The following is a 24,111-nucleotide window of genomic DNA, read 5'->3' as shown; positions in this document are numbered from 1 at the left end:
ATGACGGATTTATGCCATTCGGCGTCGTGCCACCCGGTGCGTCGGCGCCCGGGTCGCGCTCACGGCAGTTCGAACGGGCCCTTGCCCATCTGCTGCCGCACGGTGACCACCGGCGGGTTGACCAGGCCGCGCCGCTGCCAGTTGGCGCCGTCCACGACCAGCGTGTGGCCGGAGACGAAGCGGGCGTAGGGCGAGGCCAGGAAGGTCGCGGCCCAACCCAGTTCGCGCGGCCGGCCGACCCGCATGGCGGGCTGGCAGGGGTCCTTGTCGTGGGTGCCGGCCAAATTGCCCTTGATGTCGGCGGTCATGTCCTCGTGCGGGAACAGGCCCGGGACCAGGCCGTTGACCTGGATCCCGTACGGGCCCCACTCGACGGCGAGGGTCTCGACCATGTTCTTGACGCCCGCCTTGGCGGCGGCGCTGTGCGCGAAGCCGGGGCCGCCGGTCCAGGCGTATGAGGCGCCGATGTTGACGATCGAGCCGGGCGTGCCGGCCGCCAGATGCCGGCGGGCGAACTCGCGGGCGCAGAAGTAGGTGCCGTTGAGCGTGATGTCCACGACGGTGCGCCACGCGTTGGGCGACATCTCCTCGGCCGGGACCGGGAAGTTGGCCGCCGCGTTGTTGATCAGGACGTCCGGCAGGCCGAAGGTGTCGACGGCCGCGTCGAAGGCCGCCGCGATGTCGGCCGGCTCGCGGATGTCGCAGGCCACCGTGCGCACCCGTGCGCCCGTCTCGGCCAGCGCCTCGCGGGCGGCCTCGAGGTGGTCCTCCTTGCGGCTGGCCACCACCAGGTCGGCGCCCAGCCGGGCGAACTCGATCGCGATCGCCTTGCCCAGGCCGGTGCCGCCGCCGGTGACGAACACCGTGCGGCCCGCGTACGTACCGGCCGGCAGGGCGGCGGCGCCCGGGGCGGGTGGTTCGGGCAGGCCGATGATGCCGTCGGATGCCTCGGTCATGGGGTCAGCTCCCGGTGTAGTGGGCGGGCCGGCGTTCGGCGCGGGCGGCGCGGAACTCGGCGTAGTCGTCCGACTTGTTGACGAAGGTCTGCGCGATCAGTTCCTCGGCCATCGAGGCGCGCACGGCGGGTTCGGCGAGGTGGCCGAGCACGCGTCGGGCCATCTTGATGGTCACCGCCGGCGCGGCGGCGATCCGCTCGGCCATCTCGCGCACCGTGGCGTCCAGTTCGTCGGCGGGCACCACGCGCGAGACGATGCCGTGCGCGTACGCCTCGGCGGCGTCCATCGGGCGGCCGGTGAGCACCAGGTCGGCGGTCACCCCCGGGCCGCAGATCTGGAACAGTCGGCCCACGCCGCCGGTGTCCGGGATCACCCCGTGGGTGGTCTCCGGCAGCATGAACCGGGCACCCTCGGCGGCCACCCGGATGTCGCACAGCAGCGCCCGCTGGAAGGACGCGCCGATCGACCAGCCCTGGCAGGCCACCAGGACCGGCGCGGGCAACTCGAAGAGTTGCTGCACGCCGCGATGCCCGCGGGTCATCAGCTCGTGGTGCGTCAACTCCACCCGGTGCCCGCCGATCGAGGACACGTCCCGACCGGACGAGAAGGACTTGCCCACCGCGCGCCAGATCACCGCGCGCACCTCGGGCCGCTGCCGCAGCTCGCCGAGGATCTGCCACAACAACTGATCCATGTCGTCGTCGAACGCGTTGTGCTTGTCCGGGTTGTTGTTGGTGATCGTCGCGATCGGGCCGTCGTAGTCGAGAAGCACCTTGTCCGCCATGACACCCTGGGATATCCCAACCCCGCACAGGAATCGAGGGGCACGGCGCCCGCGAGGACCGCAAGCGGGCAAGATCACAGCCGGCGCCTCACCGGCCCGCGAACGGGCCGGGGCGGCGGCGTGGGCGGGTCAGGGGTTGCGCTGGGTCAATCCGTAGAAGTTGCCCTCGTTGTCGCGGAAGGTGGCCCACCAGCCCCATTCCTGCTGGGCGGGCTTGTCCGGGAAGTCGATGCCCTTGGCGACCAGTTCACGGTACGTGCTCTGGATGTCGTCGCAGGTGAACAGCACGTTGTTGAGCGAGCCGACCTTTTCCATGTCGAACCGGTGGCTGAACAGGATCAGCGTGATGGCGTCGCCCGGGGCGCGGACCTCGATCCAGCGCGGGCTGCCGGCTTCGCCCATCGGCGTGTCCATGACCTCCTCGAAGCCCATCTTGTCGACCCAGAAGCGCTTCGCCGCGTCCTGGTCGTCGACATTCAGCGAGACCTTTCCGACCTGCACCATGTGCACTCCCTCGGCTGGCGCCACCGGCCCTCGGCGGCGCTACGGCCGGTGTTCGACCGGCTCGCCGAACAGTGCCTCCTGACTCACCGTCGCAAACAGCGCGCCCGACGCGTCGAAGAGCCGGCCGTGCACGGTGCCGTGCGCGGCGTGCAGCGTGGTGCCCTCCTGGTCGTACAACCACCAGCGGTCCGCGCGGAACGGGCGATGGAAGCGGATCGAGTGGTCCAGGCTGGCTCGCGGGATCCAGCGCCGGCCCAGGGCCCGCGCGTGCGGCAGCACCAGCGTGTCCAGGATGCTCAGGTCGGTCGCGTAGGCGATCGCGCACGCGTGCAGCAGCGCGCGGTCCGGCAGATCCCCGTCGACGCGACACCACAGCGCGTTGTGCGGCGGGCGGGCGGTGCAGGTCTCGTCGGCCCAACTCGGCGGCTCGACGAAGCGCAGGTCCACCGGGTTGTAGCGGACCAGCCCGGGCCGGCGCAGCGGGCCGTTCAGCGCCGCCAGCCGCTGCGCCAGGGTGGGCAGCGTGGTCGGGTCGGGCGCGGCGGGCGCGCTCGGGGCGTGCGCGAACGGCGTCTCGGGTCGGGTCACCCGGAAGGACGCGACCAGGTGCACGACCACCTTGTCCGCCTGGAGCACGTCGACCAGCCGATGGCTGAGCGTGCGGCCCTGGAGGGTGCGGGTGACCCGATAGGTCAGCGGCAGCGTCGAGTCGGCCGGCCGCAGGAACGAGGTGTGCAGCGAGTGCGGCACACGATCGGCGTCGACGGTGGCCCCGGCCGCGGCCAGCGCCTGTGCGACGAGCCAGCCGCCGAAAACTCGAAAGGCGTCCGGATCAGGGCTTTTCCCCTCGAATAGATCGGAGTTGAGTCGGGTCGGCTCAACTTCTTCGACGAATCGGGTGACGTCGCTGCTCATGACTGCTAGTACAGCAAGGTGAGCCGCGACATCGACGACGAGGGGCATGGTGGGCGCGTGGCGTGGGGTGCGGTAAAGGTGCTCGGGGACCGCAACGCGAGTCTGTACCTGAGCGGGGTGGTGGTCTCCGGCTTCGGCAGCAGCGCGATGTCGCTCGTCGCGGGAGTCTGGGCCAAGACGCTGACCGGTTCGGACAGTGTGGCCGCGTTGATGGCGCTCGGGGTGTTCGCGCCGTCCCTGCTCGGCCCGTTGCTGGGCACGGCCGTCGATCGATGGCCGGCCGGACGGGTGCTCCTGGTCACCAACCTGGTGCTCGCGGTGTTGTTGACCACGACGCTGACCGTGCGCTCGGCCGATCAGGTGTGGATCCTGTTCGCGGTGATGTGCGGCTACGGGGTCGGCTTCGTGCTGCTGGACGCGGCCGAGTCGACCGCGCTCGCCGCCGGTGTCGCGCCGGGCATCCTGGGCGACCTGAACGGGATACGGCTCAGCGCCTCCGAGGGGATGAAGCTGATCGCGCCGTTGGCGGGCGCGGGTCTGTTCGCGTGGGCCGGCGGGCACACCGTGGCGCTGCTGGACGCGGGCACGTTCGTGCTCGCGGCCGGCGTGTTCGCGCTGATGCGCTTCGACCGGCCGGTGCCGGTCGAGGTCGAGGAGACCGGGTGGTGGAGCCGGACCACGGCGGGCGTCGGCTACCTGTGGGCGCACCGTCCGCTGCGCCGACTGGTGCTCTCCGGCGGCCTGGCGATGGTGGTGTCCGGGATCAGCGGCGGCGCCATCTACGCCGTGGTCGACCAGGGACTCGGCCGCTCACCGGCGTTCGTGGGCGTGTTGTACGCGGCGCAGGGTGCCGGGTCGGTGGCGGTCGGGCTGTGCGCCGGCGCGCTGATCCGTCGGCTCGGCGCGCGCGGGTTCGCGGTGCTGGGCCTGGCGCTGTTCGCGGTCGGGGTGGGGCTGCGCGTGGTGGAGTGGCTGCCCGTGGTGCTGACCGGGAGCGTGGCGATCGGGTTCGGGCTGCCCGCGGTGCACGTGGCGGCGATGACCGTGCTGCAACGGGAGACGCCGGGGCATCTGGTGGGGCGGGTCGCGGCGACCGCCGGGACCCTGATGTTCGCGCCGACGGCGTTCGCCATCCTCGGCGTGGCGGGCCTGTTGGCGGTGGTGGACCACCGGGTGATCCTGCTCGTCACGGCGGCCCTGGGCGGCGTGGTCGCGCTGTACTGCGCGGCGGGTCGCGACGAGCGGGGGCCGGCCGGGGAGGAGGCGCCGAAGGAGGAGGAGCGGGATTCGCGGCACGTGTGACGCACGCATGTCCTAGGTCGAGCGCGGCTTGCCACCTACGATGATCCGCATGTATGAACCGGCGGAAATCCCGGCTGAGCTGGTTGCCCTCCAGCGGGACCGCGACCACGCGGCCGACGTCGTCACGACGTTCGCGCGCGAGAACCCCGGGCGGCTGGACGCCGAACTGACCCGTCAGTGGTCGGCGGCCGTGCGGGCGGAACGCAACGCCATACACGCGCTGCACGCGCACCCGATGATGGTGCTGGGGCCGAACCGGTTCAAGATCATGCGAGCGCTGCGCGCCGCGGCCAAGCTCACCTGACGACGGCCCGACCGCGACAGGGGCAAGAGAGCGTCGGGCCGGACCGCCGAAGGACGAAGGTTACGCGCCCGCGCCGACAACCGCGCCGGAGAGCACGCGCCGAGGTGTCTTGGACGCGTCTTCGATGTGTTTTCGACGTGACTTGACATGTCTTGATATATGTTGCGGTGCTTCGATGCCTTGGTGTGTGTTGAGCGTTGACGTGTGTGTGCGTTGATGTGTCGATGGGTGCGTCGATGCGCCGGTGTGTCCGCGCGGCCGCGCCACCGCGGTCACGCGGATGGCGGTCACGCGGTGGCGCTTCCGGGGCAGAAGGTGCGGCGGTAGTTCTGCGGGGTGGTGCCGCGACGGCGCAGGAAGTGGTGACGCAGCGTCGCGGCGCTGCCGAAACCGGAGCGTTCGGCGACGGCGTCGATCGGCAGGTCGGTCTCCTCCAGCAGTTCCTGGGCCAGCAACACGCGCTGCGCGGTGAGCCACTCGTACGGCGTGGTGCCGATCTCCTGCTGGAACCTGCGGGCGAAGGTACGCGGTGACATCAGCGCGTGTTCGGCCATCTGATCGACCGTCACGTCCCGGCCCAGGCGCCGCTCCATCCAGGTGAGCGTGGCCTGGAGCGGGCTGCCGGACCGCTCGGGCAGGGGCCGGGAGATGTACTGCGCCTGACCGCCCTCGCGGTGCGGCGGGACGACCATGCGCCGGGCGATCGCGTTGGCCACGCGGGTGCCGTCCTCCAGGCGGACCAGGTGCAGGCACGCGTCGATGCCGGCGGCCGTGCCGGCGCTGGTGATCACCCGGCGGTCCTCGACGTAGAGCACGTCCGGCTCGACGGCGGCCCGGGGGAACATGCGGGCGAGACGGTCGGTGTACTTCCAGTGCGACGTGCAGCGGCGGCCGTCGAGCAGGCCGGCCCGGCCCAGCGTGAACGCGCCGGTGCACACGCTCATGATCCACGCGCCGCGGGCCTCCGCGGCGCGCAGCGCGTCCAGGAGTCGGGGATCGGGCAGCGCGTTCTCGTCGTGCTCGGCGGCCGCGGGGATCGCGATCAGGTCCGCGTGCGCGACCCGGTCGAGGCCGTGCTCGGCGAACAGGTCGTAACCGGCCTTGGTGCGGATCCGGCCGGGGGTGACCGCGCACACCGCGAAGTCGTAGACCGGACAGCCCTCCTCGCTCCGGTCGATGCCGAATACCTCGCACAACACCCCGAGTTCGAAGGGTGCGACGCCGTCCTGAACGATCGCGACCACGTTGCGCAACATGCGTCCAGCATGCCGGCATCAACCCCCGATGGCAGGATATTGCGCCAATCAGGCAGTCCTGCCACTCGATGTATGTGCAAGCATCGGGCAGTCTTGGGACATGACGATTTTGGCGGTTTTCCTGGTGATCACAGTGGTTCTCGGTGCCCTGTCGGCCGTGGGGCGGTCGGCCGATACACGCGATGCGGACAAGTACCGGTCGTGGCACCACTGAGCGTCGCGGAGGTGCCTCGGTCGCGACGGGAGCGAATGACCGCGCGCCCGGCCCAAGGGACATGGGCCGGGCGCGCGGTGTGTTCCGGAGCGACCGGGAGGGCCGATCGCTCGTTGAGCGCTTGTCTCAGTCGCGGCGCTTGAGTGCCCGCCAGACGAAGAAGATGATGATCGCGACGATGATGATGCCGATGATCGCGAAGATGAACTTCCCGGCCTTCTTGAAGAAGCCCTTCTTCTTTTTCTTCGACTTCGACTTCTTGGTCGGGTGGTTCTGCTGCGCGGCGGCCCGATGCGACGTGGTCTGAGCCGAGGTGTCCGCGACCGTCTGCACGCCGGACGTGGTGAGCCCCGTGGATACCGACGTGGACGAGACCTGGCGAACCTGCGCCTGAGCCGGCGCGGACGCGGCCTGGGCCGGTACGGCGGTCAGGACCGCCGCGAACACGGCGAGCAGAATCGGACCGGCGAGACGCCGAAGAACACGATGAACCATGTGACAAGCCCCCATTTCAACCCCGCGGAACACGCGCCTCGCGGAGCCGCTTCGACCCCGTGGTGGGCCGATAGCGGCGCGAATCTACCCGACACGCCAGTTCCCACGTGCCGGAAAGAGTCAAGATTTGGTTCGGACGCGACCCATGCGACACGTGTCAACGACGATTCCGGTACGCTGACGACTCATCAGGTTGTGGCAGCCCGGATGCCGGTGAGGGGTGTCCGGGCTTCCCAATCGACCTTCGCGGTGCGGGTGCCCTGCGCATCGCACTCTGGGTGCTGTACGAGGCGTCGACGAGGTAGCTCATCCGGGGTCTCCCCACTGGGCGCGGTCGGCGGGCAGGCCGGTGTCGAGCCGGCGGATGGTCTCTTCCATTTCGGGCCGGTCCGGGGAGCGGCGCCGGGCGAGTTCGCCTTGCCACGGGGGCAGCATCTCGGCGAGTGCTTGGAGGCTGCCGTTGACGTTGGCCTCGTTGAGGGCGGCCTGGTACTCCTCTTCGAACTCCATGCGCAGGTCGTCGGGGAGTTCGGTGCGCAGTTCGGCGGGGGTGGCGTGTTCGGGGCCGCCGAAGCCGATGGTGTGCTGAGGCAGGCGGGGGTCGGTGGTCTGTTCGTCCATGCGGACAGCGTGGCATCGCGCCCGCTGTGATCGATGGCCGGCGCACTCGCGTGGGTCATTCGCGGGTCGTGCGCACCTCGAGAGCGTCGAGCACGCGGGCCCACGGGTAGGTCGGGATGCGGCTGCCGTCCGTGCCCGGCGGGTGCGGCCGGAACCCCTCGTCGCCGTACAGGACCCGGACCCCGCAGCCGCGGAGGATCTCGACCGCCCGGTCGACGGCGGGGTGGGCCGCCTGGGCGGCGTTCCGGAACGGAAGAGCGGCGACGGGCAGGCCGAGGCCGATCGCCTCGGTGAGGACCCCCAAGGCGTAGGTGTCCGCGTGCCCGTCCGCCCACTTCGTGAGGGTGTTCCTGGTCATCGGCGCCACGGCAGGGGTTGTTCGTGGGTCCGGCTCTGCCGTGCGGGCTCTCGCCCGGGTCGGATATTCCGTGGGCGGCTTCGAGGTTCGTGGCTAGGGTGATGACGTCCGGGTGCGCGGGCGGCGGTTACTTCTTCAAACCGAGTCCACCGTTGCCGTTTTGATCTCCGGATCTTTGGATCTCGACAATTTCATACGCACCTCCCGGTGCGCAGACGACGGTTCCTTCTTGGATCTGATGGTCGCGGGTTCGAGTCCCGCTCGGCCGCCCGAGGGCGGCAGGTAGCTCAGATGGAAGAGCATCAGGCTGTGTCCGTCGTCGCCTTCGATCTCGGGAGGACGACGTCGTGGGGTGCCCGGTGCGCAGGCCGGGATTTCTTCCAGCTCCGGGTTCGAATCCCGGTCGACGACCCTCGGGTCGTCGGTAGCTCAACGGTAGAGCGCCTTGAAGCCCGGCCGCCCTGATCTCGGGCACCCTCGCGACGTTCGACCTTCCCCCACCCTCCGGGGACCACCTCATGTCTCGCTTCAACACCCGTTCGGCGCGCCCGCGTGCCGCCGATCCGATCACCACCACCGGCCGCACCACGACCCACGAGGGTGGCGCGGCCCATACCCGCGACGCGCGCGGCGAGCTGCTCATGCTCGCGGTCGTGAACATGGTCGGCAACGACACGTTCTACGAGAGCGCCGGCGCCCGTGACGACCGCTTCACCGCGCTCGTGCGCACCGTCGCGGTGGAACACCCGGCCTGGATGGTCGAGTTCGTGCGGTGGCTGCGTGGCGGGGCGAACATGCGCAGTGCCGCCCTGGTCGCGGCGGCCGAGACGGTCAAGGCCCGCCTGGACACGGGCGCGCCGGCCGTACCGGGGTACTCGCGCCTGGTCGTCGACGCCGCGCTGCAGCGTGCGGACGAGCCGGGCGAGCTGATCGGCTACTGGACCTCCCACTACGGCCGCGCCATTCCCAAGCCGATCAAGCGCGGTGTCGCGGACGCCGTCCGCCGCCTGTACAGCGAACGCTCACTGCTCAAGTACGACACCGCGTCCAAGGGCTACCGGTTCGCCGACGTGCTGAACCTGGTCCACGCCGCGCCCGCGGCGGACAAGCCGTGGCAGGGCGAGTTGTTCGGGTACGCGCTCGATCGGCGCCACCACCCGGACGAGGCCGTGCCGTCCGCCGCGCTGCGCATGGTGACGGCCAACGTCGCGTTGCGCGCCGCAGCGGCCTCGGACCCGCGGGTGCTGCTCGACGCGGACGCGTTGGCGGCGGCCGGCATGACGTGGGAGGACGCGCTGTCGCTCGCGGGGGCGCGGGTGGACAGGGCGGAGCTGTGGTCGGCACTGGTGCCGTCGATGGGTTACATGGCGCTGCTGCGCAATCTGCGCAACCTGGACGAGGCGGAGGTCCCGGACCACATCGCGGCACAGGTCGCGGAGCGGCTGGCCGATCCCGAACAGGTGGCTCGGTCCCGGCAGTTCCCGTACCGGTTCCTGTCCGCCCACCGCGCGGCGCCGTCGCTGCGCTGGGGGCACGCGCTGGAGACGGCGCTGAACGCGTCGTGCGCGAACGTGCCCGCCCTGACCGGCCGTACGCTCGTCCTGGTCGACACGTCCGCCAGCATGAGGTCGCCGGTCTCCGTGCGCTCGCAGGTCCGGCACGTCGACGTCGGCGCGCTGTTCGGCGCGGTCCTCGCGCGCCGGGGCAACGCGGTGGATCTGGTCGGTTTCGCCGACGGACACTTCGAGCACAGGCTCACCCGGGGCGGATCCGTACTGCGCGATATCGAGGCGTTCACCGCGCGGATCGGCGAGGTCGGGCACGGCACCGAGACCGTCGCGGCGCTGCGGGCGGCCTACCGGGGGCACGAGCGGGTCGTGATCATCTCCGACATGCAGGCGTTCGCCCACCGCGGATACGGCGGCTCGGACGGCGGGACCGGTATCTCGGTGTCGGACGCGATACCCGCGACGGTGCCGATGTTCGGGGTCGACACCACCGGTTACGCCGCGACCTCGATCGAGGCCGGTACGCCGAACCGCCACGAGATCGGCGGGTTCAGCGACCGGATGTTCACCGTGCTCGACCTGATGGCGCGGGGACGCGACGCCGGTTGGCCGTGGGAGCACGCGCGTGACTGAGCGCGGCGGGGTCGGCGGAGCGTCGTTCGCTTCGCCGACCCCGGTGCTCAGCCCGCGACGACCGCGCGCAGGCTCTCCTTGAGGGAGCCCATCGTGGCCAGGACGGCGGTCGGCTCGTAGCCGCAGTGCGCCATGCAGTTGTCGCAGCGCGGGTCCTTGCCGCGGCCGTAGTTCTCCCACTCGGTGTCGGTGAGCAGTTCCTTGTAGCTCTGCACGTAGCCGTCGCCCATCAGGTAGCACGGCTGCTGCCAGCCGAGCAGCGAGTAGGACGGGATGGCCCACGGTGTGCACTCGAAGTCGCGCTTGCCCTCGAGGAAGTCGAGGAAGAGCGCGGAGTGGTTGAGCCGCCACTTCTTGCGGTTGCCGCCGGCGAAGGCGGAGGCGAACAACTTCCGGGTCTGCTCGACGCCCAGGAAGCGGTTCTGCACCGGGGCCTTCTCGTAGGCGTAGGCCGGGGAGATCTGGATCCGGTCGACCTTGAGGTCGTCGTTGAGGAAGTTCAGCACGTCCACGATGCTCTCGGGGGAGTCCGTGTTGAAGAACGTGCTGTTCGTGTAGACCTGGAATCCGGCGGCCTTGGCCATCTTGACCGCGGCCACGGCCTCGTCGAAGACGCCTTCCTTGTCCACCGCCTGGTCGTGCTTCTCGCGCAGGCCGTCGATGTGCACCATCCACGCGAAGTTCTTGTTCGGCTTGAACTTGTGCAGGTGCTTGGGCAGCAGCACGGCGTTGGTGCAGATGATCACGAACTTCTTGCGCTTGAGCAGCTCCTCGACGATCTGGTCGATCTGCTTGTGCATCAGCGGCTCGCCGCCGGCCAGCGACACCATCGGAGCGCCGCACTCCTCGACGGCCGCGACGGCCTGCTCGACCGACATGCGCTTGCGCAGCACGTCGTGTGGTTGCTGGATCTTGCCGCAGCCGCCGCACTTGAGGTTGCAGGCGAACAGCGGCTCGACCTCCACGATCATCGCGAATTTGTCGACCCGCTTGATCTTCTGCTTGACCAGGTGAGTGCCGATTTTCACAGCCAGGTTCAGCGGCAGGCCCATGACCGTCGCATCCTCTCTATCCCCGAACCCGGGGGCGTCGGCGTCCGCTGAAACTCGACTCGGCGTGGCGTCGTTGCCCGGGTGTGCCCGATGATGACAACATCTTCAACATACAGGCTGTACGTCACGTGGGGGTTGTATGGCGGTCACGCGTCGGGCACAACATGTCGCGGACACCCGCGCGGCCCTGCTGGCCGCGGCGCGTGAGCTGTTCGCGACCCAGGGATACGCGCAGACCGGCACCGAGGAGATCGTGGCCAGGGCCCGGGTCACCCGGGGCGCGCTGTACCACCACTTCAAGGACAAGGCCGATCTGTTCCGCGCCGTGATGGAGGCCGTCGCGGCGGATGCGGCCCAGACGCTGGTCGCCCACGAGATGGGTCATGCCCAGGACCACCCCAGCGAACCGTGGGATCAGTTGCGACACGGATTCCAGTCGTTCCTGGACGTGTGCACGACCGGGGACTTCCAGCGGATCGTGCTGGTGGACGGGCCGGCGGTGCTCGGGCCGGGGTCGTGGGACGCGCTGGTGGACGAGCACGGGCACGGGCTGCTCGCGGCGTGGCTGCGACAGGCGATGGACAACGGCGAGATCGACGAACTGCCGGTGGCGCCGCTGGCCCGGCTGTTGGCCTCGTTGATCTCCGAGGCGAGCATGTACACCGCGCGCGCCGCGGATCCGGCGCTCGCGCGGCGCGAGGTGGGGCAGGTCATCGATCGGGTGCTGGCCGGGCTGCGCAAGAGCTGACCGGTCGGTGCTCGCGCCCTGTGGTGTCGTGGTCACCGTGCGAGCACGGCGGACATCACCGCTTTCGCGATCGGGGCGGCGAGGCCGCCGCCGGTGATGTCGGCGCGGTCGGCCGCGCCGTCCTCGACCACGACGGCGACCGCGACCGCGGGTTTGGCGTCGGCGGCGGGCTTCGCGTACGCGATGAACCACGCGTAGGGCACGGCCCGGTTGCCTTCGCCGTGCTGGGCGGTACCGGTCTTGCCGCCGACGATCGCGCCGTCGATCCGGGCGTTGCCGCCGGTGCCGTTGGTGACCACGTCCTGCATCATCTTCTGGAGTTGGCGCGCGACCGGTGGGGGGACCGCGCGGGCCAGGGTCTCGTGGTGGGTCGCCTGCACGGTGCTGCCGTCGCCGCGGGTGAGTCGTTCGACCAGATACGGCCGCATCACGTCGCCGTCGTTGGCGATGCCGGCGGCGACCATCGCCATCTGGAGCGGGGTGGCCCGCGTGTCGAACTGGCCGATCGAGGACAGTGCGGTCTGCGGGCGGTCGGGGCTGCTCGGGAACACGCTCTCGGTGACCGCGACCGGGATGCGCAACTTCGGGTCGCCGAAGCCGAACGCCTTGGCCTGACGGCGCATCACCTCGGCGCCCATGTCGACCCCGAGCTTGGCGAACACGGTGTTGCAGGACACCGACAGGGCGTGCCGCAGCGACGCGTTGCGGCAGCCGGTGGCCTCGTTGCCCAGGCGGGTCTGCGTTTCGGGCAGGGGGTAGGGGTCGGGCGAATCGGTCGGCTCGTCGGGGTCGGCGACCGTGCCGGAGCCGAGCGCGGCGGCGGCGGTGACCACCTTGAAGGTGGAGCCCGGGGGATAGGTCTCGCGCAGGGCCCGGTTGAGCATCGGGCGGTCGGGGTCGGTGTCCAGCGCGGTCCACGCGGTACGGGTCGCCTTGTTCGCGGCGGCCAGCCTGCCCGGGTCGTAGGAGGGGGTGCTGACCAGGGCCAGGATCGCGCCGGTGGTGGGGTCGATCGCGACCGCGGCGCCCTTGTTGCCGGTGCTCGCGAGACCGGCGAACGCGGCCTGTTGGGCGGCGGGCAGGATCGTGGTGGCCACATTGCCGGCGGGGCTGCGCTTGCGGGTGACGGCGGTGATCACCGGCCACGCGCCCAGGCGCGGATCGGTGCCGGCGAGCAGGTCGTCCTCGACGCCTTCGAGCAGTGTGGTGCCGTAGAGCTGGGACGCGTAGCCGGTGACCGGCGCGTAGAGCGGGCCGTCGGTGTAGCTGCGGCCGTAGGCCAGGTCGGATGAGGTGTCCGTGTGCGGGGAGCCGGTGATCGGCCGGTCGGCGACCAGGATGTCGCCGCGCGGCTCCTGGTAGCGGACGATCTGCGGGCGGCGGTTGCCCGTCATGTGGTCGTAGGCGTCGGCCTTGTGCGCCTGGAGCCAGGTCGCGTTGCCGAGCAGTGCCAGGAGCAGCAGCAGGCAGAACCCGGCGGCTCGTCGGGCGGTAACGATCACGCGGGCACCTCCTCGGGTAGCGGGGCGCTTTCGTCGATCGGCGCGAGTGGTCGGCGGCCGCGGTCACTGACCTTCATCAGCAGCGCGATCAGCGCCCAGTTGGTGACCACGGACGAGCCGCCCTGGGCGAGGAAGGGCATGGTCATGCCGGTGAGCGGGATCAGGGCGGTCACCCCGCCCGCGACCACGAACACCTGGATCGCCAGGACGGCGGAGAGCCCGTACGCGAGCAGTGAGCCGAACGCGTCCGGCGCGGTCAGGCCGGCCCGGAAGCCGCGCGCGACCAGCAGCGCGTAGAGCACGAACAGCGCGGCGAGGCCGGTGAGTCCGAGCTCCTCGCCGACCGTGGCGAGGATGAAGTCGCTCTTGGCGGCGAAGCCGACCAGGATCGAGTGGCCCAGTCCGAGGCCGGCGCCGAGCAGGCCGCCGGCCGCGAAACAGAACAGCGACTGGGCGAGTTGGCCCGGCCCCAGGCCCGCGTGGATGCTCGCGAACGGTTCCAGCCAATTCTGCACGCGCAGGTGCACGTGGGGTTCTGCGGAACCGACGACGAACGCGCCGAGGGCGATCAGGATCAGGCCGACCAGGATCCAACCGATCCGGGCGGTCGCCACGTAGAGCATCACCACGAACGCGCCGAAGTAGAGCAGGGACGTGCCCAGGTCGCGTTCCAGCACCAGGATGCCGACCGAGGCCAGCCACACCGCGACGACCGGACCCAGGTCGCGACCGCGCGGCAGGTTCACGCCGCAGAACCGGCGCCCGATCATCATCAGCGTCTCGCGCGTGCCGGCCAGGTAGGACGCGAAGAAGACGACCAGGATGATCTTGGCGAACTCGCCGGGCTGCAACGAGAACGGGCCGAGCCGGATCCACACCTTCGCGCCGTTGATGGCCGGGAAGAAGGCCGGGACGATCATCAGGAACAGCGCCATGGTGGCCGCGAGGTAGGAGTATTTGCCCAGAGAGCGGTGGTCGCGCACGGCGATCATCACCACCGCGAACAGGATCACCCCGATGGCCGACCACATCAGTTGCGAGGACGCGGCCTGCACCTTCTGCGTCTCCAGATCGAGCCGGTAGATCAGCACCAGGCCCAGGCCGTTGAGCAGCGCGGCGATCGGCAGCAGCACCGGATCGGCGTACGGCGCGAAGCGGCGCACCAGAAGGTGTGCGACCAGGACGAGGAGGCCGAGCCCGAGCCCGTACTTCGCGGTGTCCTGGGGAATGGAGCCGTGTTTGGCCAGGCCGACGTTCGCGTAGGCGCAGACGGGGACCAGGACCGCGAAGACGAGCAGCAGGAGTTCGGTGTTGCGGCGCGTGGGCGGCAGAGGTTCCCCCGTTGCCGCCTCGCGCCGCCGCCATCTGGACATGGGCTCTGGAATGCCCACAAGTGACCGTGGGTAACCGGAGGGTCGCGCTCGGCGTCAGGCGTCGCGCCGGCGCACCACGATCAGCGCGGTGGCCGCCGCGGCGATCGCCCACAGCGCCATCACCCCCAGGCCCGCCCACGGGTCGAGTTCGTAGGCGTTGAAGTCGTGCAGCCGCATGATGCGTTGCCCGGCCCGGTCCGGCAGGAATTTGGCCGCCTCGCGCACGCCGGGTATCGCGGTGAGCGCAGCGGTGCCCAGCAGGATCAGCGGTATCAGCAGGCCCATCGAGGCCATCGGCGTGCGCAGCACGAAGGTGGCGCCGGCGCAGATGACCGCCAGCAGCACCAGATAGGCCCCCTGGCCGAAGGCCGTGCGCCAAGTCTCCGCGGTGGTCAGCGAGATGTCGCCGGCCGGCAGGAACACCCGGGCCGTCAGGGTGCAGGCCAGGCTGGAGACGATGCCCGTGACCAGCGCCACCGCGGTGATCACGGTCAACTTCGCGGCGGCGAACACACGGCGATCGGGCACCGCCGCGAGCGAGGCGTGGATGGTGCCGCTGCCGTACTCGCCGGCCACGGCCAGCACCGCGAAGGCCACCAGTGCTATCTGGCCGAGGTTGACGCCGTAGTGCACGAGCGTGAAGGGGTCGTATTCCGCGCCGTCCTCGCGGCGTTGGCCCTCGGCGACGAACGCGTCGACCAGTGCGCCGACGCCGACGGTCAGCAGCACCACGACCGCCGGCAACCACCGGGTCGAGGGCACCGTGCGGATCTTGGTCCACTCGGCGTGCAGCGCCGCCGGGAACGAGCCGCGCACCTGTGTCGTTGCCGTGCTCACGCGCGGCCACCTCCTACGAACTGTTCGTGTCCGGCGGTCAGCCGGAGATAGACGTCTTCCAAGGACTCGCCCTCGCCGACGAACTCGGCCAGCGAGGTGTCGGCCAACAGGCGCCCGCCGGCGATCACCACGAGGTGTCCGGCGGTCAGCGCCATCTCGCTCATGAGGTGGCTGGAGAGGAACACCGTGCGGCCCTCGGCGGCCAGCGACCGGATCAGGTCGCGGATCCACCGGATGCCCTCCGGATCGAGCCCGTTGACCGGTTCGTCGAAGATCAGCACCTCCGGATCGCCCAATAGCGCGGCGGCGATGCCCAGGCGCTGGCGCATCCCGAGCGAGTAGGTGCCGGCCCGGCGCCGGGCCGCGTCGGTCAGGCCGACCCGGTCCAGCACCTCGTCCACCCGGGAGTCCGGTATGCGGTTGGACCGCGCGAGGTAGAGCAGGTGGTCGCGGCCCCGGCGGCGTCGGTGCACCGCTCCCGCGTCGAGCAGCGCTCCCACATGGCGCAGCGGCTCGCGCAGCTCGCCGTAGACCCGGCCGCCGACGGTGGCACTTCCGGAGCTGGGCCGGTCCAGGCCCAGCACCATCCGCAGGGTGGTGGACTTGCCCGCGCCGTTGGGCCCGAGGAAGCCGGTCACCGTGCCTGCGGCGACTTCGAAGTCGAGGTCGTCGACCGCGAGAACGTCGCCGTAACGCTTCGTCAGGTTGCGGATGCGGATCATCTGCCGTGCTCCCTCTGCTGCCTCGAAGTGGTCACCGCCCGGTTGCTGCGGTGCCTCAAGACTGCGATTCGGGAGCCCCGCGCCGGATCCCCCGACCGTGGGGACGGTCTCCCCCGGGCGGGGGAGGCCGCGCGCACGACGACCCGGCAGGATGGCGGCATGTCCCGGATCGCGCCGCTTCGCGCCTCGCTCGCCCGCCTCGCCCGACCGCTCGTCGCGGCGAGCACCTACACGCGTGGCTTCCACCTGTTCACGGCGTTGGCGCTGGGTGTCGCGGTCGCTCTGGTGTATCCCGGCCTGGAGGACAACGGCGGGGTCGCCGACGCGCTGGCGCTGCTGACCGCCCCGATTCCGATCCTGGTGGCGTTCGGGCTGCTCGCCGAGGCGCGCCGGTTCGAGGGCTTCCTGGCCAGGCTGCTGCTGCGCCCCGGCGACGAGAGCGACATCGCGGTGACCCGGTCGCAGGGATGGGCGGATCGATGGCGCACCGCGCTGTGGCTGGTGCTGCGGGTCGAACTGGCCTGGCTCGGCCTCGCGCTCGTGGGCCAGGCGGTGTTCACCGGGATCGCGATGATCGTGGCGCCGGGCACGGACGGGGGCTTGAAGTTCAGCGGGCTCACCTTCGCGGGCGGTGCCGGGCACTGGTGGCTGATCCCGCTCGGCCTGCTCGTCATCGTCGCGGCGATCTACTACCTGGCGGGCGTGGGTTGGCTGCTGACCCGGCTCGGTACCAGGCTGCTCGGGCCGTCCGCGAGCGAGCGGCTCGCGATGGCCGAGCGTCGGACCGAGCAACTGCTCGAACACAATCGGCTCGCCCGAGAGCTGCACGACTCGATCGGCCACGCGTTGTCGGTGACGGTGCTTCAGGCCGGCGCCGCCCGGCAACTGCTCGACACCGACCCCGGCTTCGCGGACCGGGCACTCGAGGCGATCGAGGAGACCGGCCGGCAGGCCCTGGAGGATCTCGAACGTATGTTGTTGCTGCTGCGCGACGCGCCGGAGCCGGCCGCGCCCCGGCCGGGCCTGCCCGAGGTCAAGACGCTGGTCGACACCACGCGCGGCGCGGGCGCCTCGGTCGCACTGCGGATATCGGGCGCCCTCGACGCGGTGCCGGCGGTGATCTCGCGCGAGGGCTATCGCATCGTGCAGGAGTCGCTCACCAACGTGCTGCGGCACGCGGGCCCGGTTCCGGTCGACGTCACCGTGGCGGTGGACGACCACGACGTCGAGTTGACCGTGCTGAACAGCGCACCCGCCGCCGGTGCCGAGCGATCGGTGGTCGGCGCGGGCAGCGGCAGCGGGCTGCGCGGGATTCGCGAGCGGGCCGCGCTGCTCGGCGGCGAGGCCACCGCCGGCGCCCAGGACGGCTACTGGCGGGTGCACGTGCGGCTGCCTCTACGGTGGGCGTCGTGACGATCACGATCATGTTGGTGGACGACGACGAACTGGTTCGGGCGGGCCTGCGGGCCATCCTGGGCGCGCAGCCCGACTTCGAGGTCGTGGGCGAGGCCGACGACGGTGCGGGCGTGCTCTCGCTGGTCCGTTCGCTGCGCCCGGACGTGCTCGTGATGGATGTGCGCATGCCGCGCGTGGACGGCATCCAGGCCACCCGGGACCTGCTCGCCCATCTCGACCAGCCGCCCAAGATCCTGATCATGACCACCTTCGAGAACGACGAGTACGTCTACGAGGCGTTGCGGGTGGGAGCGCACGGCTTCCTGCTCAAGCGGGCCCGCCCGGCCGAGATCACCGGAGCGGTGCGGGCGCTGGCCACCGGGGACTCGCTGTTGTTCCCGGCCAAGCTGCGGGCGTTGGTCGAGCGCCACCGGAACGCGGCCCGCGCCGACGCGGTGGCCCGGGCCAACCTGACCGACCGCGAGGCCGAGGTGTTGCGGGCGATGGCCCGGGGGCTGAACAACGCCGAGATCGCCGCCGAGTTGTTCCTGGGCACCGAGACGGTCAAGAGCCATGTGAGTGCGCTGCTGGGCAAATTGGGTGCCCGCGACCGCACCCAGGCGGTGATCGCGGCCTACGAATCGGGCTTCGTCGGACCCGGGTGATCCGACCGGGCCGCCCGGCCAGGCCGAGGCCGATCGCTTCGAGCAAAAAACGACATGAAAAGAGATGTTCGTACTATGTGTGACCCCTTCGGGTGGTGCTCGTTGGCCATCGTGCGCACGGGCCCCGTACCGATTCGCGGGAGCCGACGAAGGCGCGGCGAAAAGGGGGCCCACACATGCGACACGGCGGCGACGAGAGCACACCGGACCCGGAGACCCGACCCGACCCGAACGGCCGCGGCTCGCAAGCCGACCACGGCAGTCACGACGACCGCGCCGGGCACACCGACCGCGGCGCCCTGGGCCGCATCCGCCGTACCCGGGTCGACCTCGTCGAGCTGTGCCGGCGCCGGCTGGACCAGGGGGCGGTGCGCCGTACCGAGGCCCTGCTGGTCGGGCGCTACCCCGAACTCGCCGGCTCGCCTACCTGATCCTGCCGCCCACGATGGAGCGGCACCGACGGGTGCTGGCCGCGCACGCCTTGGTCCAGGACGCGCTGCCGGGCCGACTGCGCGACCTCGGACGCGGCGCCGGCGGGTCCGCCGGCCCGGACGGCGCGGACATGAGCGACGCCGAGCTGCTCCGGCTGCGCGTCGTGCGCGGCGCGCTGCGCCTGAATCGTTCCACCCGGCGTCGGGTGCTGCTGCCGCAGGTCTGGGGACTGCGCCTGTTCCCGCCGACCGGCGGCGCGGACGCGTTGGCGATCGAACAGGCGCTCGGCCGCCTGTCCGGCCCCGCCCGCGCGGTCCTCGTGCTGCGCGCGCTGGACGGCCTCGACCCCGTCGAGGTGGCCGAACTCCTGCTCGCCGCCGGTGTCGAGGACGTCCTGGCCGCCGAGTCCGAGGCGGATGCGGCCGAGTCCGCGCTGCGCCCGGTCGAGGCTCCGGCCGGCCCCGGGTCAGCGGCCGGCCGACTGCTGCGCGCCGACCAGTTCGACCCGTGCACGCTCCGGGCCAGCCCCTCGGACCTGCTGCGCCGCCGCCGACGCCGGCGCACCGCGCTGGGCGTACTCGCCGCGACCGGCGCGATCGCGATGATCGCCTGGTACGCGACCGACCGCTCCGCTCCCTCGGGCGACGGCGGCCGGAGCGACCAGGCCGCACCCGCCGCGCAGGTGGTCGCCGGGCCGCCCCGATCGATCCCGGCCGGCGCCTGGAACACCACGACCCGGCTCGACTTCGAGGTCTGGTCCACCCGAGGCGCCCGGGCCGGCGACGAGGCGCTGACCCGGCGCGCGGTCCGGGCGTGGACCGATCCCGGTGACGGCACCCCCGTCACCCTCGGCCCGGACGCCGCGGTGGGCCCGCCGTCGGGCACCCCACGCCTGCTGTACGCGGGCGACGTCGCGGGCGCCGCCGTGGTGTTGCTCGCCGACGGCACACGCCTGGCCCGCTATACCGAGGAGCACGGTCGACACCGACTCGACGTCGCCTCCGCCGACGACTCGGACGAGCGCTCCGCCTCCGCCGTGGTGCTGCGCCGCGACCCGGCCGGCGTGCGCATGCTGCTCGCGCCCTGGGTCGACGAGGCCGCCGTGCGCGACCTGCGTCGTCCCGAGGACAAGGGCAAGCCGCTCGCGATCACCGGCGGCATCACCGCCCCGATGCCCGATCTCGGCACCGCCGCGAAGGACTGCGCCACCGTACCCGTGCTCGAACTGCTGTCCGGGCGCGCCGCCGACAACCACCCCTACCTGCTCGCGGACCTGGGCGAACTGACCGCGACGCACCTGACCTACATGCCGCCGCCGGACTACTTCCACACCGGCCGCCCCTCCGAGGCCGCCTCCAGCGAACGCGCCCTCAACACCTGGTCGCGGACCGCGTGCGCGTTGGACACGCTGCGCGGACGGGGCCTGCGGCTGGTCAACAACTGGGAGTTCGCGCATTTCGACCTGCCCGAGTCCGCGGGGGAGGCGATGTGGTCGTGCCTGCACGCGTTCGACCGCAGGGGCGGTGGTGACGTCGTGGTCCAGTTCCTGCCACCCGGGGCGAGCGCGACCGGCGCGCAGACCGTCAACCGGCTCACCGATTCGCCCGCGTGCAGCCGCTCCGGCAACGACATCGTCACCTCGACCTGGTGGCGCTCGCGCTCCGGCGCCTGGTACCTGGTCGGGGCGGGCACCCGCGACGTGGTCAAGGTGACCGCCTCCGGCTCGGTCACCGGCTCCGCCGACGCCCGGCAACTCGTGATCAAGGCCCCACCCGGCGCGCTCCCGCCCGCCCCGGCGCTGGCGGCCAACGTCCGCAACGGCACCACGATCAAGTCGCTCGGCTGATCGACGGGTCGCCCACCCGGGCGACCGGCCGGGCCGCGGGCACGATCGAGGTTTCTCCCTCGACATAAAGTGATATCACTTTGCTATGGTGGTGATGACACATCGAACCGATCGGGGAGTGACCTCATGAGCAACATCGGCTCCGAGACCATTGTGGAAATGCCGGCCCCCCAGGTCCGGGAGAAGTTGGTGACCGGCGCCCCCGGGCTGTCCGCGCTCACGGTCGGTCTGCTCTGCGTGGGCGGCGGCGTGGGGCTCACCGTCTTCGGCGCACTGCAGCACGACGGGCAGAAGGCCGCGGGCATCACCGCGGGCATCGTGATCATCGTCGTGTCGCTCTTCTCCCTGCTGGGGCTGACCACCGTCGCCCCCGGCGAGGCCCGGGTGCTCCAGTTGTTCGGGCACTACAAGGGCACGCTGCGCAAGGACGGCCTGCGCTGGGTGAACCCGTTCACCAACCGCACCAAGGTCTCCACCCGCATCCGCAACCACGAGACGCAGACCGCCAAGGTCAACGACAACGACGGCAACCCGATCGAGATCGCCGCGGTCGTGGTGTGGCAGGTCAAGGACACCGCGCAGGCCAAGTTCGAGGTGGACGACTTCGAGGAGTTCGTCGCGATCCAGACCGAGACCGCGGTGCGGCACATCGCCAACAGCTACCCGTACGACGACCACGGCAACGGCGGCATGTCGCTGCGCGACAACGCCGACGAGATCACCGGCAAGCTCTCCGCCGAGATCGGCGCGCGAGTCGCCTCGGCCGGGGTCAGCGTGGTCGAGTCGCGGATCACCCGACTGGCCTACGCGCCGGAGATCGCCCAGGCGATGTTGCGCCGCCAGCAGGCGGGCGCGGTGGTCGCGGCCCGGCAGCGGATCGTCGAGGGCGCGGTGGGCATGGTCGAACTGGCACTGACCCGGCTCGAGGAGGGCGACATGGTGGAACTGGACGACGACCGCCGCGCGGCGATGGTCAGCAACCTGCTCGTGGTGCTGTGCAGCGAACAGGCCACCCAGCCGGTGGTCAACACCGGTTCCCTGTACGCGTAGTCGGTCCCCGTGACCGAGCGCAAGAAGATCCTGCTCCGGCTGGACCCCGCGGTGCACGACGCGATCGCCAAGTGGGCGGCGGACGAACTGCGCAGCACCAACGCGCAGATCGAGTTCCTGCTCCGGCGCTCGCTGGGCGACGCGGGCCGGATGCCGGGCAACGCCGGCCGTCCGGCCCGCCGGGGCCGACCGCCCAAGGCCGACCCCGAGTCCTCCGGGCCCGCGTCCCGCGAGTCGCATCCCTCCGAGTCCGAGTCCTCCGAGTCCTCCGAACTCGAGCCCCCCGAACCCGAGCCCGAGTCCTCCGAGTCCGTATCCGATACCGAGCCCGGCGGAGGCGACGGTGGCGATCGAGGCGACCCTGGCGGTGCTGGTCGGCGTGGTGGCCGCCGTGGCGACCCTGGCGACCTCGGTACCGCGCCGTGACGACAACCCCGACGACGATGTGACGTCCTGGCGCCGAGGAGGCCGACGTGAACGCATCCCTGGAGGTCGACATGAACGTGTCCATGGCCCGGCGAGTGTTCCTGCTCGCCTACAGTCCCGAGCGACGCCGACTGCTGAGCCGAGCGCACCTGGGGGTGACGCTCCAGGCGGCGGCCCTGTACGACCTGTACGAGCGGGGCCTGATCCGTGACGACGGCGGAAAGGTCACGGTCACCGCCCCTCGGGGCGCCGTCGTTGCGGACTGCGATCTGGCTGCCGACCTGCTGGCCAGGATCACCGCGAGCGAGCGAGCGCACCGGTGGCGCCACTGGGTCAAGAAGGGCGACCGACAGGCCGTCGGCCGAGTCGGTGCCCACCTCGAACGCGAGCGGGTGATCGGATACGAGTCGTACCGCCTGCTGGGCATCATCCCGACCCGACGCATACTCCTGCGCCAACCGCGCCTGCGGGCCGAGGCGACCAAGGCGATGTGGGGCGCGCTCAAGGGCACCCGGCCGATCACGCGCGTCCCGGCGGCGGACGCCGCGCTCGCCGCGCTGGCCTACGAGGGCCAACTGCGCGTGGTGCTCGGCGGGCGGGAACGCCGGGCCGCCAAGGGCCGGATCCGCGAGTTGGAGGCCGGCCTGGGCCCGGTGCCCGAGGCCCTGCGCAAGGTGGTGCGGGATCGGAATGCCGCCGACGCCGGGGCCGGCGCGTGAAGTGGCTTGACGATGTCCGTAGTGTCGGAGAATGACCTCCCGCACCACCGCCGACGCGACCTCGCGTGCGCTACCCGCATTCGTCGACCGGCTCCGGCCGGGAGCGCAGGGTCGAGCGGTGTTGCTGGTGCTGGCGAGCGCGTGCTCGATCCAGTTCGGCGCCGCCTTCGCGGCCCGGCTGTTCCCGTACGTGGGCCCGGCCGGCGCGGTCACCCTGCGGCTGGTGCTGGCCGCGACCATGCTGCTCGCGTTCTGCCGGCCGCGGCTGCGCGGGCGCACCCGCGCGGACTGGTTCGTGGTGGTCGGCCTGGGCGTGATGTTCGCGGGCATGAACATGTTCTTCTACGAGGCCATCGCCCGGCTGCCGCTGGGCCCGGCCGTCACGCTCGAGTTCCTCGGCCCGCTCGGTCTGGCCGTCGTGTTGTCCCGGCGGCTGCGCGACATGGTGTGGATCGTGCTCGCGGCCGGCGGCGTGCTGCTCCTGGGCCGCGGCGGCTTCAGCGGTCTGGACCCGGTCGGCGTCGCCTTCGTGATGGCGGCGGCGGCCTGTTGGGCCGGCTACATCGTGGTCGCCTCGAAGATCTCCAAGCGTTTCGACGGCATCGAGGGCCTGGCGCTCGGCTTCGCGGTCGCCGCGGTCCTGGTCACCCCGTTCGGCGTGACCTCCGCCGGTACCGCGCTGTTCGAGCCCAAGGTGCTGGGCCTGGGCCTGTGCGTCGCGCTGCTGTCCTCGGCGCTGCCGTACAGCTTCGAGATGCTCGCGATGAAGCACCTGCCGACCGCGACGTTCGGGCTGTTGGCCAGTCTGGAGCCGGCCGTGGCCGCGATCGCCGGCTTCGTCGTCCTGCATCAGTCGCTGGTGCTGATCCAGATCGGGGGCATCGCGCTGGTGGTGATCGCCAGCGCCGGTGTCACCGTGGCCCAGTCGCCTCGACGGGCTCGGGCGAGGTCCGATACAGCCGGGCCCGGGCCCGATCCACGACCAGTTCCCGTCGCAGGTGCCATCCCCACTCCGGCCGCAGTACCGGACGCTTGTGCGGAGTCACCACAACGAACGCGGACGTGACCTCGGTCAACGCGTACGCCAGCGCGGGCAGCCGGGATTCCGCGAGCAGGTGCAGCGCGTAGCTGCACACCACGAGCGAGTAGGTGCGACCTGCCAGCGCGCCCGCCGCCACCTGCTCGAACCGCAACGGCTCGGCGTCGCGCCCGGTGCGCTCGCGGTAGGCGGCGCCCGTGTACGGGTCGACGCCGGTGACCTCGCGCGCGCCGAGCTCGCGCAGCGCGAGGGTGGCCTCGCCGCTGCCGCATGCCAGGTCGAGCACGGCGTCCAGCAGCTCCGGCTCGGCGGCCGACGGCTCGGCCAGTACCTCGGCCAGCACCGCCCGAACGCGAGGCTCGTGCGGATTGCGGTACCGCGCACCGTGTGAGGCGTAGAAGCCCTCGGCGCCCAGTTCCTCGTACGCGGGCCGGATCTTGTCCATGCCCTCGATT

At 71.3% G+C, this 24,111-nt stretch carries 24 protein-coding genes and 2 pseudogenes; 12 read left to right on the top strand and 14 right to left on the bottom strand.

The window, feature by feature from the left end; genetic code table 11:
- Positions 1-59: 59 nt before the first annotated feature.
- The 4 genes from OG948_RS04485 to OG948_RS04470 form a co-directional block, all read right to left on the bottom strand.
- Complete coding sequence (locus tag OG948_RS04485; protein ID WP_406294015.1) at positions 60-956, bottom strand: SDR family oxidoreductase; 897 nt, start codon at positions 954-956, stop codon at positions 60-62.
- Positions 957-960: 4 nt separating this feature from the next.
- Positions 961-1,740: an enoyl-CoA hydratase/isomerase family protein gene (locus OG948_RS04480; protein ID WP_406294013.1), complete on the bottom strand. Its 780-nt coding sequence runs from the start codon at positions 1,738-1,740 to the stop codon at positions 961-963.
- A gap of 129 nt (positions 1,741-1,869) precedes the next feature.
- Positions 1,870-2,244 carry a VOC family protein gene (locus OG948_RS04475; protein WP_395868334.1) on the bottom strand — a complete coding sequence of 125 codons (375 nt, stop codon included), beginning with the start codon at positions 2,242-2,244 and terminating at the stop codon, positions 1,870-1,872.
- A gap of 39 nt (positions 2,245-2,283) precedes the next feature.
- Complete coding sequence (locus OG948_RS04470; protein WP_406294012.1) at positions 2,284-3,159, bottom strand: acyl-CoA thioesterase; 876 nt, start codon at positions 3,157-3,159, stop codon at positions 2,284-2,286.
- Between the two features lie 18 nt (positions 3,160-3,177).
- Here OG948_RS04470 and OG948_RS04465 point away from each other — a divergent pair, with 18 nt between their 5' ends.
- Positions 3,178-4,461 carry an MFS transporter gene (locus OG948_RS04465; RefSeq protein WP_406294010.1) on the top strand — a complete coding sequence of 428 codons (1,284 nt, stop codon included), beginning with the start codon at positions 3,178-3,180 and terminating at the stop codon, positions 4,459-4,461.
- A gap of 49 nt (positions 4,462-4,510) precedes the next feature.
- On the top strand, positions 4,511-4,765 hold the full coding sequence (locus OG948_RS04460) for a hypothetical protein (protein WP_158695782.1): 255 nt from the start codon (positions 4,511-4,513) through the stop codon (positions 4,763-4,765).
- Positions 4,766-5,052: 287 nt separating this feature from the next.
- Here the strand turns inward: OG948_RS04460 and OG948_RS04455 are convergent, their stop codons facing one another.
- The 4 genes from OG948_RS04455 to OG948_RS04440 form a co-directional block, all read right to left on the bottom strand.
- Positions 5,053-6,021 (bottom strand): helix-turn-helix domain-containing protein, encoded by a 969-nt coding sequence (locus OG948_RS04455; RefSeq protein WP_406294008.1) that lies wholly within the window; start codon positions 6,019-6,021, stop codon positions 5,053-5,055.
- A 340-nt stretch (positions 6,022-6,361) separates the two neighbouring features.
- Entirely contained in the window at positions 6,362-6,730 is a 369-nt protein-coding gene (locus OG948_RS04450) for a hypothetical protein (RefSeq protein ID WP_406294006.1), read from the bottom strand.
- A gap of 306 nt (positions 6,731-7,036) precedes the next feature.
- A complete protein-coding gene (locus OG948_RS04445; protein ID WP_406294004.1) occupies positions 7,037-7,351 on the bottom strand; it encodes a DUF6247 family protein in 315 nt (104 codons plus the stop codon).
- A 55-nt stretch (positions 7,352-7,406) separates the two neighbouring features.
- Positions 7,407-7,709 carry a hypothetical protein gene (locus OG948_RS04440; RefSeq protein ID WP_406294003.1) on the bottom strand — a complete coding sequence of 101 codons (303 nt, stop codon included), beginning with the start codon at positions 7,707-7,709 and terminating at the stop codon, positions 7,407-7,409.
- 518 nt (positions 7,710-8,227) lie between these two features.
- On the opposite strand from OG948_RS04440, the gene OG948_RS04435 reads away from it, so the two are divergent.
- Positions 8,228-9,850: a TROVE domain-containing protein gene (locus OG948_RS04435; protein ID WP_406294001.1), complete on the top strand. Its 1,623-nt coding sequence runs from the start codon at positions 8,228-8,230 to the stop codon at positions 9,848-9,850.
- Positions 9,851-9,897: 47 nt separating this feature from the next.
- On the opposite strand, the gene hpnH is transcribed toward OG948_RS04435, so the two are convergent.
- Positions 9,898-10,902, bottom strand: a complete 1,005-nt coding sequence (hpnH, locus tag OG948_RS04430) for an adenosyl-hopene transferase HpnH (protein WP_395868322.1) — start codon at positions 10,900-10,902, stop codon at positions 9,898-9,900.
- Positions 10,903-11,041: 139 nt separating this feature from the next.
- On the opposite strand from hpnH, the gene OG948_RS04425 reads away from it, so the two are divergent.
- Positions 11,042-11,650 (top strand): TetR/AcrR family transcriptional regulator, encoded by a 609-nt coding sequence (locus OG948_RS04425; protein ID WP_406293999.1) that lies wholly within the window; start codon positions 11,042-11,044, stop codon positions 11,648-11,650.
- A 32-nt stretch (positions 11,651-11,682) separates the two neighbouring features.
- Here OG948_RS04425 and OG948_RS04420 read toward each other — a convergent pair whose 3' ends face one another.
- Genes OG948_RS04420 through OG948_RS04405 form a run of 4 tightly spaced genes read right to left on the bottom strand, consistent with a single transcriptional unit; the run spans position 11,683 to position 16,084 of the window.
- Positions 11,683-13,152 carry a penicillin-binding transpeptidase domain-containing protein gene (locus OG948_RS04420; protein WP_406293997.1) on the bottom strand — a complete coding sequence of 490 codons (1,470 nt, stop codon included), beginning with the start codon at positions 13,150-13,152 and terminating at the stop codon, positions 11,683-11,685.
- Complete coding sequence (locus OG948_RS04415; protein ID WP_406293995.1) at positions 13,149-14,525, bottom strand: FtsW/RodA/SpoVE family cell cycle protein; 1,377 nt, start codon at positions 14,523-14,525, stop codon at positions 13,149-13,151. The genes OG948_RS04420 and OG948_RS04415 overlap by 4 nt, the downstream gene beginning before the upstream one ends.
- A 54-nt stretch (positions 14,526-14,579) precedes the next feature.
- Positions 14,580-15,362 (bottom strand): ABC transporter permease, encoded by a 783-nt coding sequence (locus tag OG948_RS04410; protein ID WP_406293993.1) that lies wholly within the window; start codon positions 15,360-15,362, stop codon positions 14,580-14,582.
- A complete protein-coding gene (locus OG948_RS04405; protein ID WP_406293991.1) occupies positions 15,359-16,084 on the bottom strand; it encodes an ABC transporter ATP-binding protein in 726 nt (241 codons plus the stop codon). Before OG948_RS04405 ends, OG948_RS04410 begins: the two co-directional genes overlap by 4 nt.
- Positions 16,085-16,243: 159 nt before the next feature.
- Between OG948_RS04405 and OG948_RS04400 the strand changes: the two genes are divergently transcribed.
- The 8 genes and pseudogenes from OG948_RS04400 to OG948_RS04365 all read left to right on the top strand — a co-directional run bounded on the left by OG948_RS04400 (position 16,244) and on the right by OG948_RS04365 (position 23,683).
- Positions 16,244-17,497, top strand: a complete 1,254-nt coding sequence (locus OG948_RS04400; RefSeq protein ID WP_406293989.1) for a sensor histidine kinase — start codon at positions 16,244-16,246, stop codon at positions 17,495-17,497.
- 11 nt (positions 17,498-17,508) lie between these two features.
- A complete protein-coding gene (locus OG948_RS04395; RefSeq protein WP_406300182.1) occupies positions 17,509-18,144 on the top strand; it encodes a response regulator in 636 nt (211 codons plus the stop codon).
- A gap of 176 nt (positions 18,145-18,320) precedes the next feature.
- Complete coding sequence (locus OG948_RS04390; protein ID WP_406293987.1) at positions 18,321-18,575, top strand: hypothetical protein; 255 nt, start codon at positions 18,321-18,323, stop codon at positions 18,573-18,575.
- Positions 18,576-18,589: 14 nt separating this feature from the next.
- Positions 18,590-20,422: a hypothetical protein gene (locus OG948_RS04385; RefSeq protein WP_406293985.1), complete on the top strand. Its 1,833-nt coding sequence runs from the start codon at positions 18,590-18,592 to the stop codon at positions 20,420-20,422.
- Positions 20,423-20,548: 126 nt separating this feature from the next.
- Positions 20,549-21,472: an SPFH domain-containing protein gene (locus tag OG948_RS04380; RefSeq protein ID WP_406293983.1), complete on the top strand. Its 924-nt coding sequence runs from the start codon at positions 20,549-20,551 to the stop codon at positions 21,470-21,472.
- A 9-nt stretch (positions 21,473-21,481) separates the two neighbouring features.
- Positions 21,482-21,691 (top strand): annotated as a pseudogene (locus OG948_RS04375) (hypothetical protein); the annotation flags it as partial.
- 254 nt (positions 21,692-21,945) lie between these two features.
- Positions 21,946-22,617: a GPP34 family phosphoprotein gene (locus OG948_RS04370; protein ID WP_406293981.1), complete on the top strand. Its 672-nt coding sequence runs from the start codon at positions 21,946-21,948 to the stop codon at positions 22,615-22,617.
- 31 nt (positions 22,618-22,648) lie between these two features.
- Complete coding sequence (locus OG948_RS04365) at positions 22,649-23,683, top strand: EamA family transporter (protein WP_406293979.1); 1,035 nt, start codon at positions 22,649-22,651, stop codon at positions 23,681-23,683.
- Positions 23,684-23,699: 16 nt separating this feature from the next.
- Here the strand turns inward: OG948_RS04365 and OG948_RS04360 are convergent.
- Positions 23,700-24,101, bottom strand: a pseudogene (locus OG948_RS04360) (class I SAM-dependent methyltransferase); the annotation flags it as partial.
- Positions 24,102-24,111: the final 10 nt, after the last annotated feature.

It is taken from the genome of Embleya sp. NBC_00888, assembly GCF_045207655.1.
Classification (GTDB): Bacteria; Actinomycetota; Actinomycetes; order Streptomycetales; family Streptomycetaceae; genus Embleya.
The sequence above is the reverse complement of the archived record's forward strand: the minus strand, read 5'-3'. Positions and strand labels throughout refer to the sequence as shown.

What these genes read in the sequence shown, in the direction of transcription:
- OG948_RS04470 (WP_406294012.1), bottom strand. Translation starts at nt 3,159, where the DNA reads ATGAGCAGCGACGTCACCCGATTCGTCGAAGAAGTTGAGCCGACCCGA.
- OG948_RS04480 (WP_406294013.1), bottom strand. Translation starts at nt 1,740, where the DNA reads ATGGCGGACAAGGTGCTTCTCGACTACGACGGCCCGATCGCGACGATC.
- OG948_RS04415 (WP_406293995.1), bottom strand. Translation starts at nt 14,525, where the DNA reads ATGTCCAGATGGCGGCGGCGCGAGGCGGCAACGGGGGAACCTCTGCCG.
- OG948_RS04485 (WP_406294015.1), bottom strand. Translation starts at nt 956, where the DNA reads ATGACCGAGGCATCCGACGGCATCATCGGCCTGCCCGAACCACCCGCC.
- OG948_RS04390 (WP_406293987.1), top strand. Translation starts at nt 18,321, where the DNA reads ATGCGACACGGCGGCGACGAGAGCACACCGGACCCGGAGACCCGACCC.
- OG948_RS04460 (WP_158695782.1), top strand. Translation starts at nt 4,511, where the DNA reads ATGTATGAACCGGCGGAAATCCCGGCTGAGCTGGTTGCCCTCCAGCGG.
- OG948_RS04425 (WP_406293999.1), top strand. Translation starts at nt 11,042, where the DNA reads ATGGCGGTCACGCGTCGGGCACAACATGTCGCGGACACCCGCGCGGCC.
- OG948_RS04450 (WP_406294006.1), bottom strand. Translation starts at nt 6,730, where the DNA reads ATGGTTCATCGTGTTCTTCGGCGTCTCGCCGGTCCGATTCTGCTCGCC.
- OG948_RS04365 (WP_406293979.1), top strand. Translation starts at nt 22,649, where the DNA reads ATGACCTCCCGCACCACCGCCGACGCGACCTCGCGTGCGCTACCCGCA.
- OG948_RS04475 (WP_395868334.1), bottom strand. Translation starts at nt 2,244, where the DNA reads ATGGTGCAGGTCGGAAAGGTCTCGCTGAATGTCGACGACCAGGACGCG.
- OG948_RS04440 (WP_406294003.1), bottom strand. Translation starts at nt 7,709, where the DNA reads ATGACCAGGAACACCCTCACGAAGTGGGCGGACGGGCACGCGGACACC.
- OG948_RS04395 (WP_406300182.1), top strand. Translation starts at nt 17,509, where the DNA reads ATGTTGGTGGACGACGACGAACTGGTTCGGGCGGGCCTGCGGGCCATC.
- OG948_RS04455 (WP_406294008.1), bottom strand. Translation starts at nt 6,021, where the DNA reads ATGTTGCGCAACGTGGTCGCGATCGTTCAGGACGGCGTCGCACCCTTC.
- OG948_RS04385 (WP_406293985.1), top strand. Translation starts at nt 18,590, where the DNA reads ATGGAGCGGCACCGACGGGTGCTGGCCGCGCACGCCTTGGTCCAGGAC.
- OG948_RS04400 (WP_406293989.1), top strand. Translation starts at nt 16,244, where the DNA reads ATGTCCCGGATCGCGCCGCTTCGCGCCTCGCTCGCCCGCCTCGCCCGA.
- OG948_RS04405 (WP_406293991.1), bottom strand. Translation starts at nt 16,084, where the DNA reads ATGATCCGCATCCGCAACCTGACGAAGCGTTACGGCGACGTTCTCGCG.
- OG948_RS04445 (WP_406294004.1), bottom strand. Translation starts at nt 7,351, where the DNA reads ATGGACGAACAGACCACCGACCCCCGCCTGCCTCAGCACACCATCGGC.
- hpnH (WP_395868322.1), bottom strand. Translation starts at nt 10,902, where the DNA reads ATGGGCCTGCCGCTGAACCTGGCTGTGAAAATCGGCACTCACCTGGTC.
- OG948_RS04435 (WP_406294001.1), top strand. Translation starts at nt 8,228, where the DNA reads ATGTCTCGCTTCAACACCCGTTCGGCGCGCCCGCGTGCCGCCGATCCG.
- OG948_RS04380 (WP_406293983.1), top strand. Translation starts at nt 20,549, where the DNA reads ATGAGCAACATCGGCTCCGAGACCATTGTGGAAATGCCGGCCCCCCAG.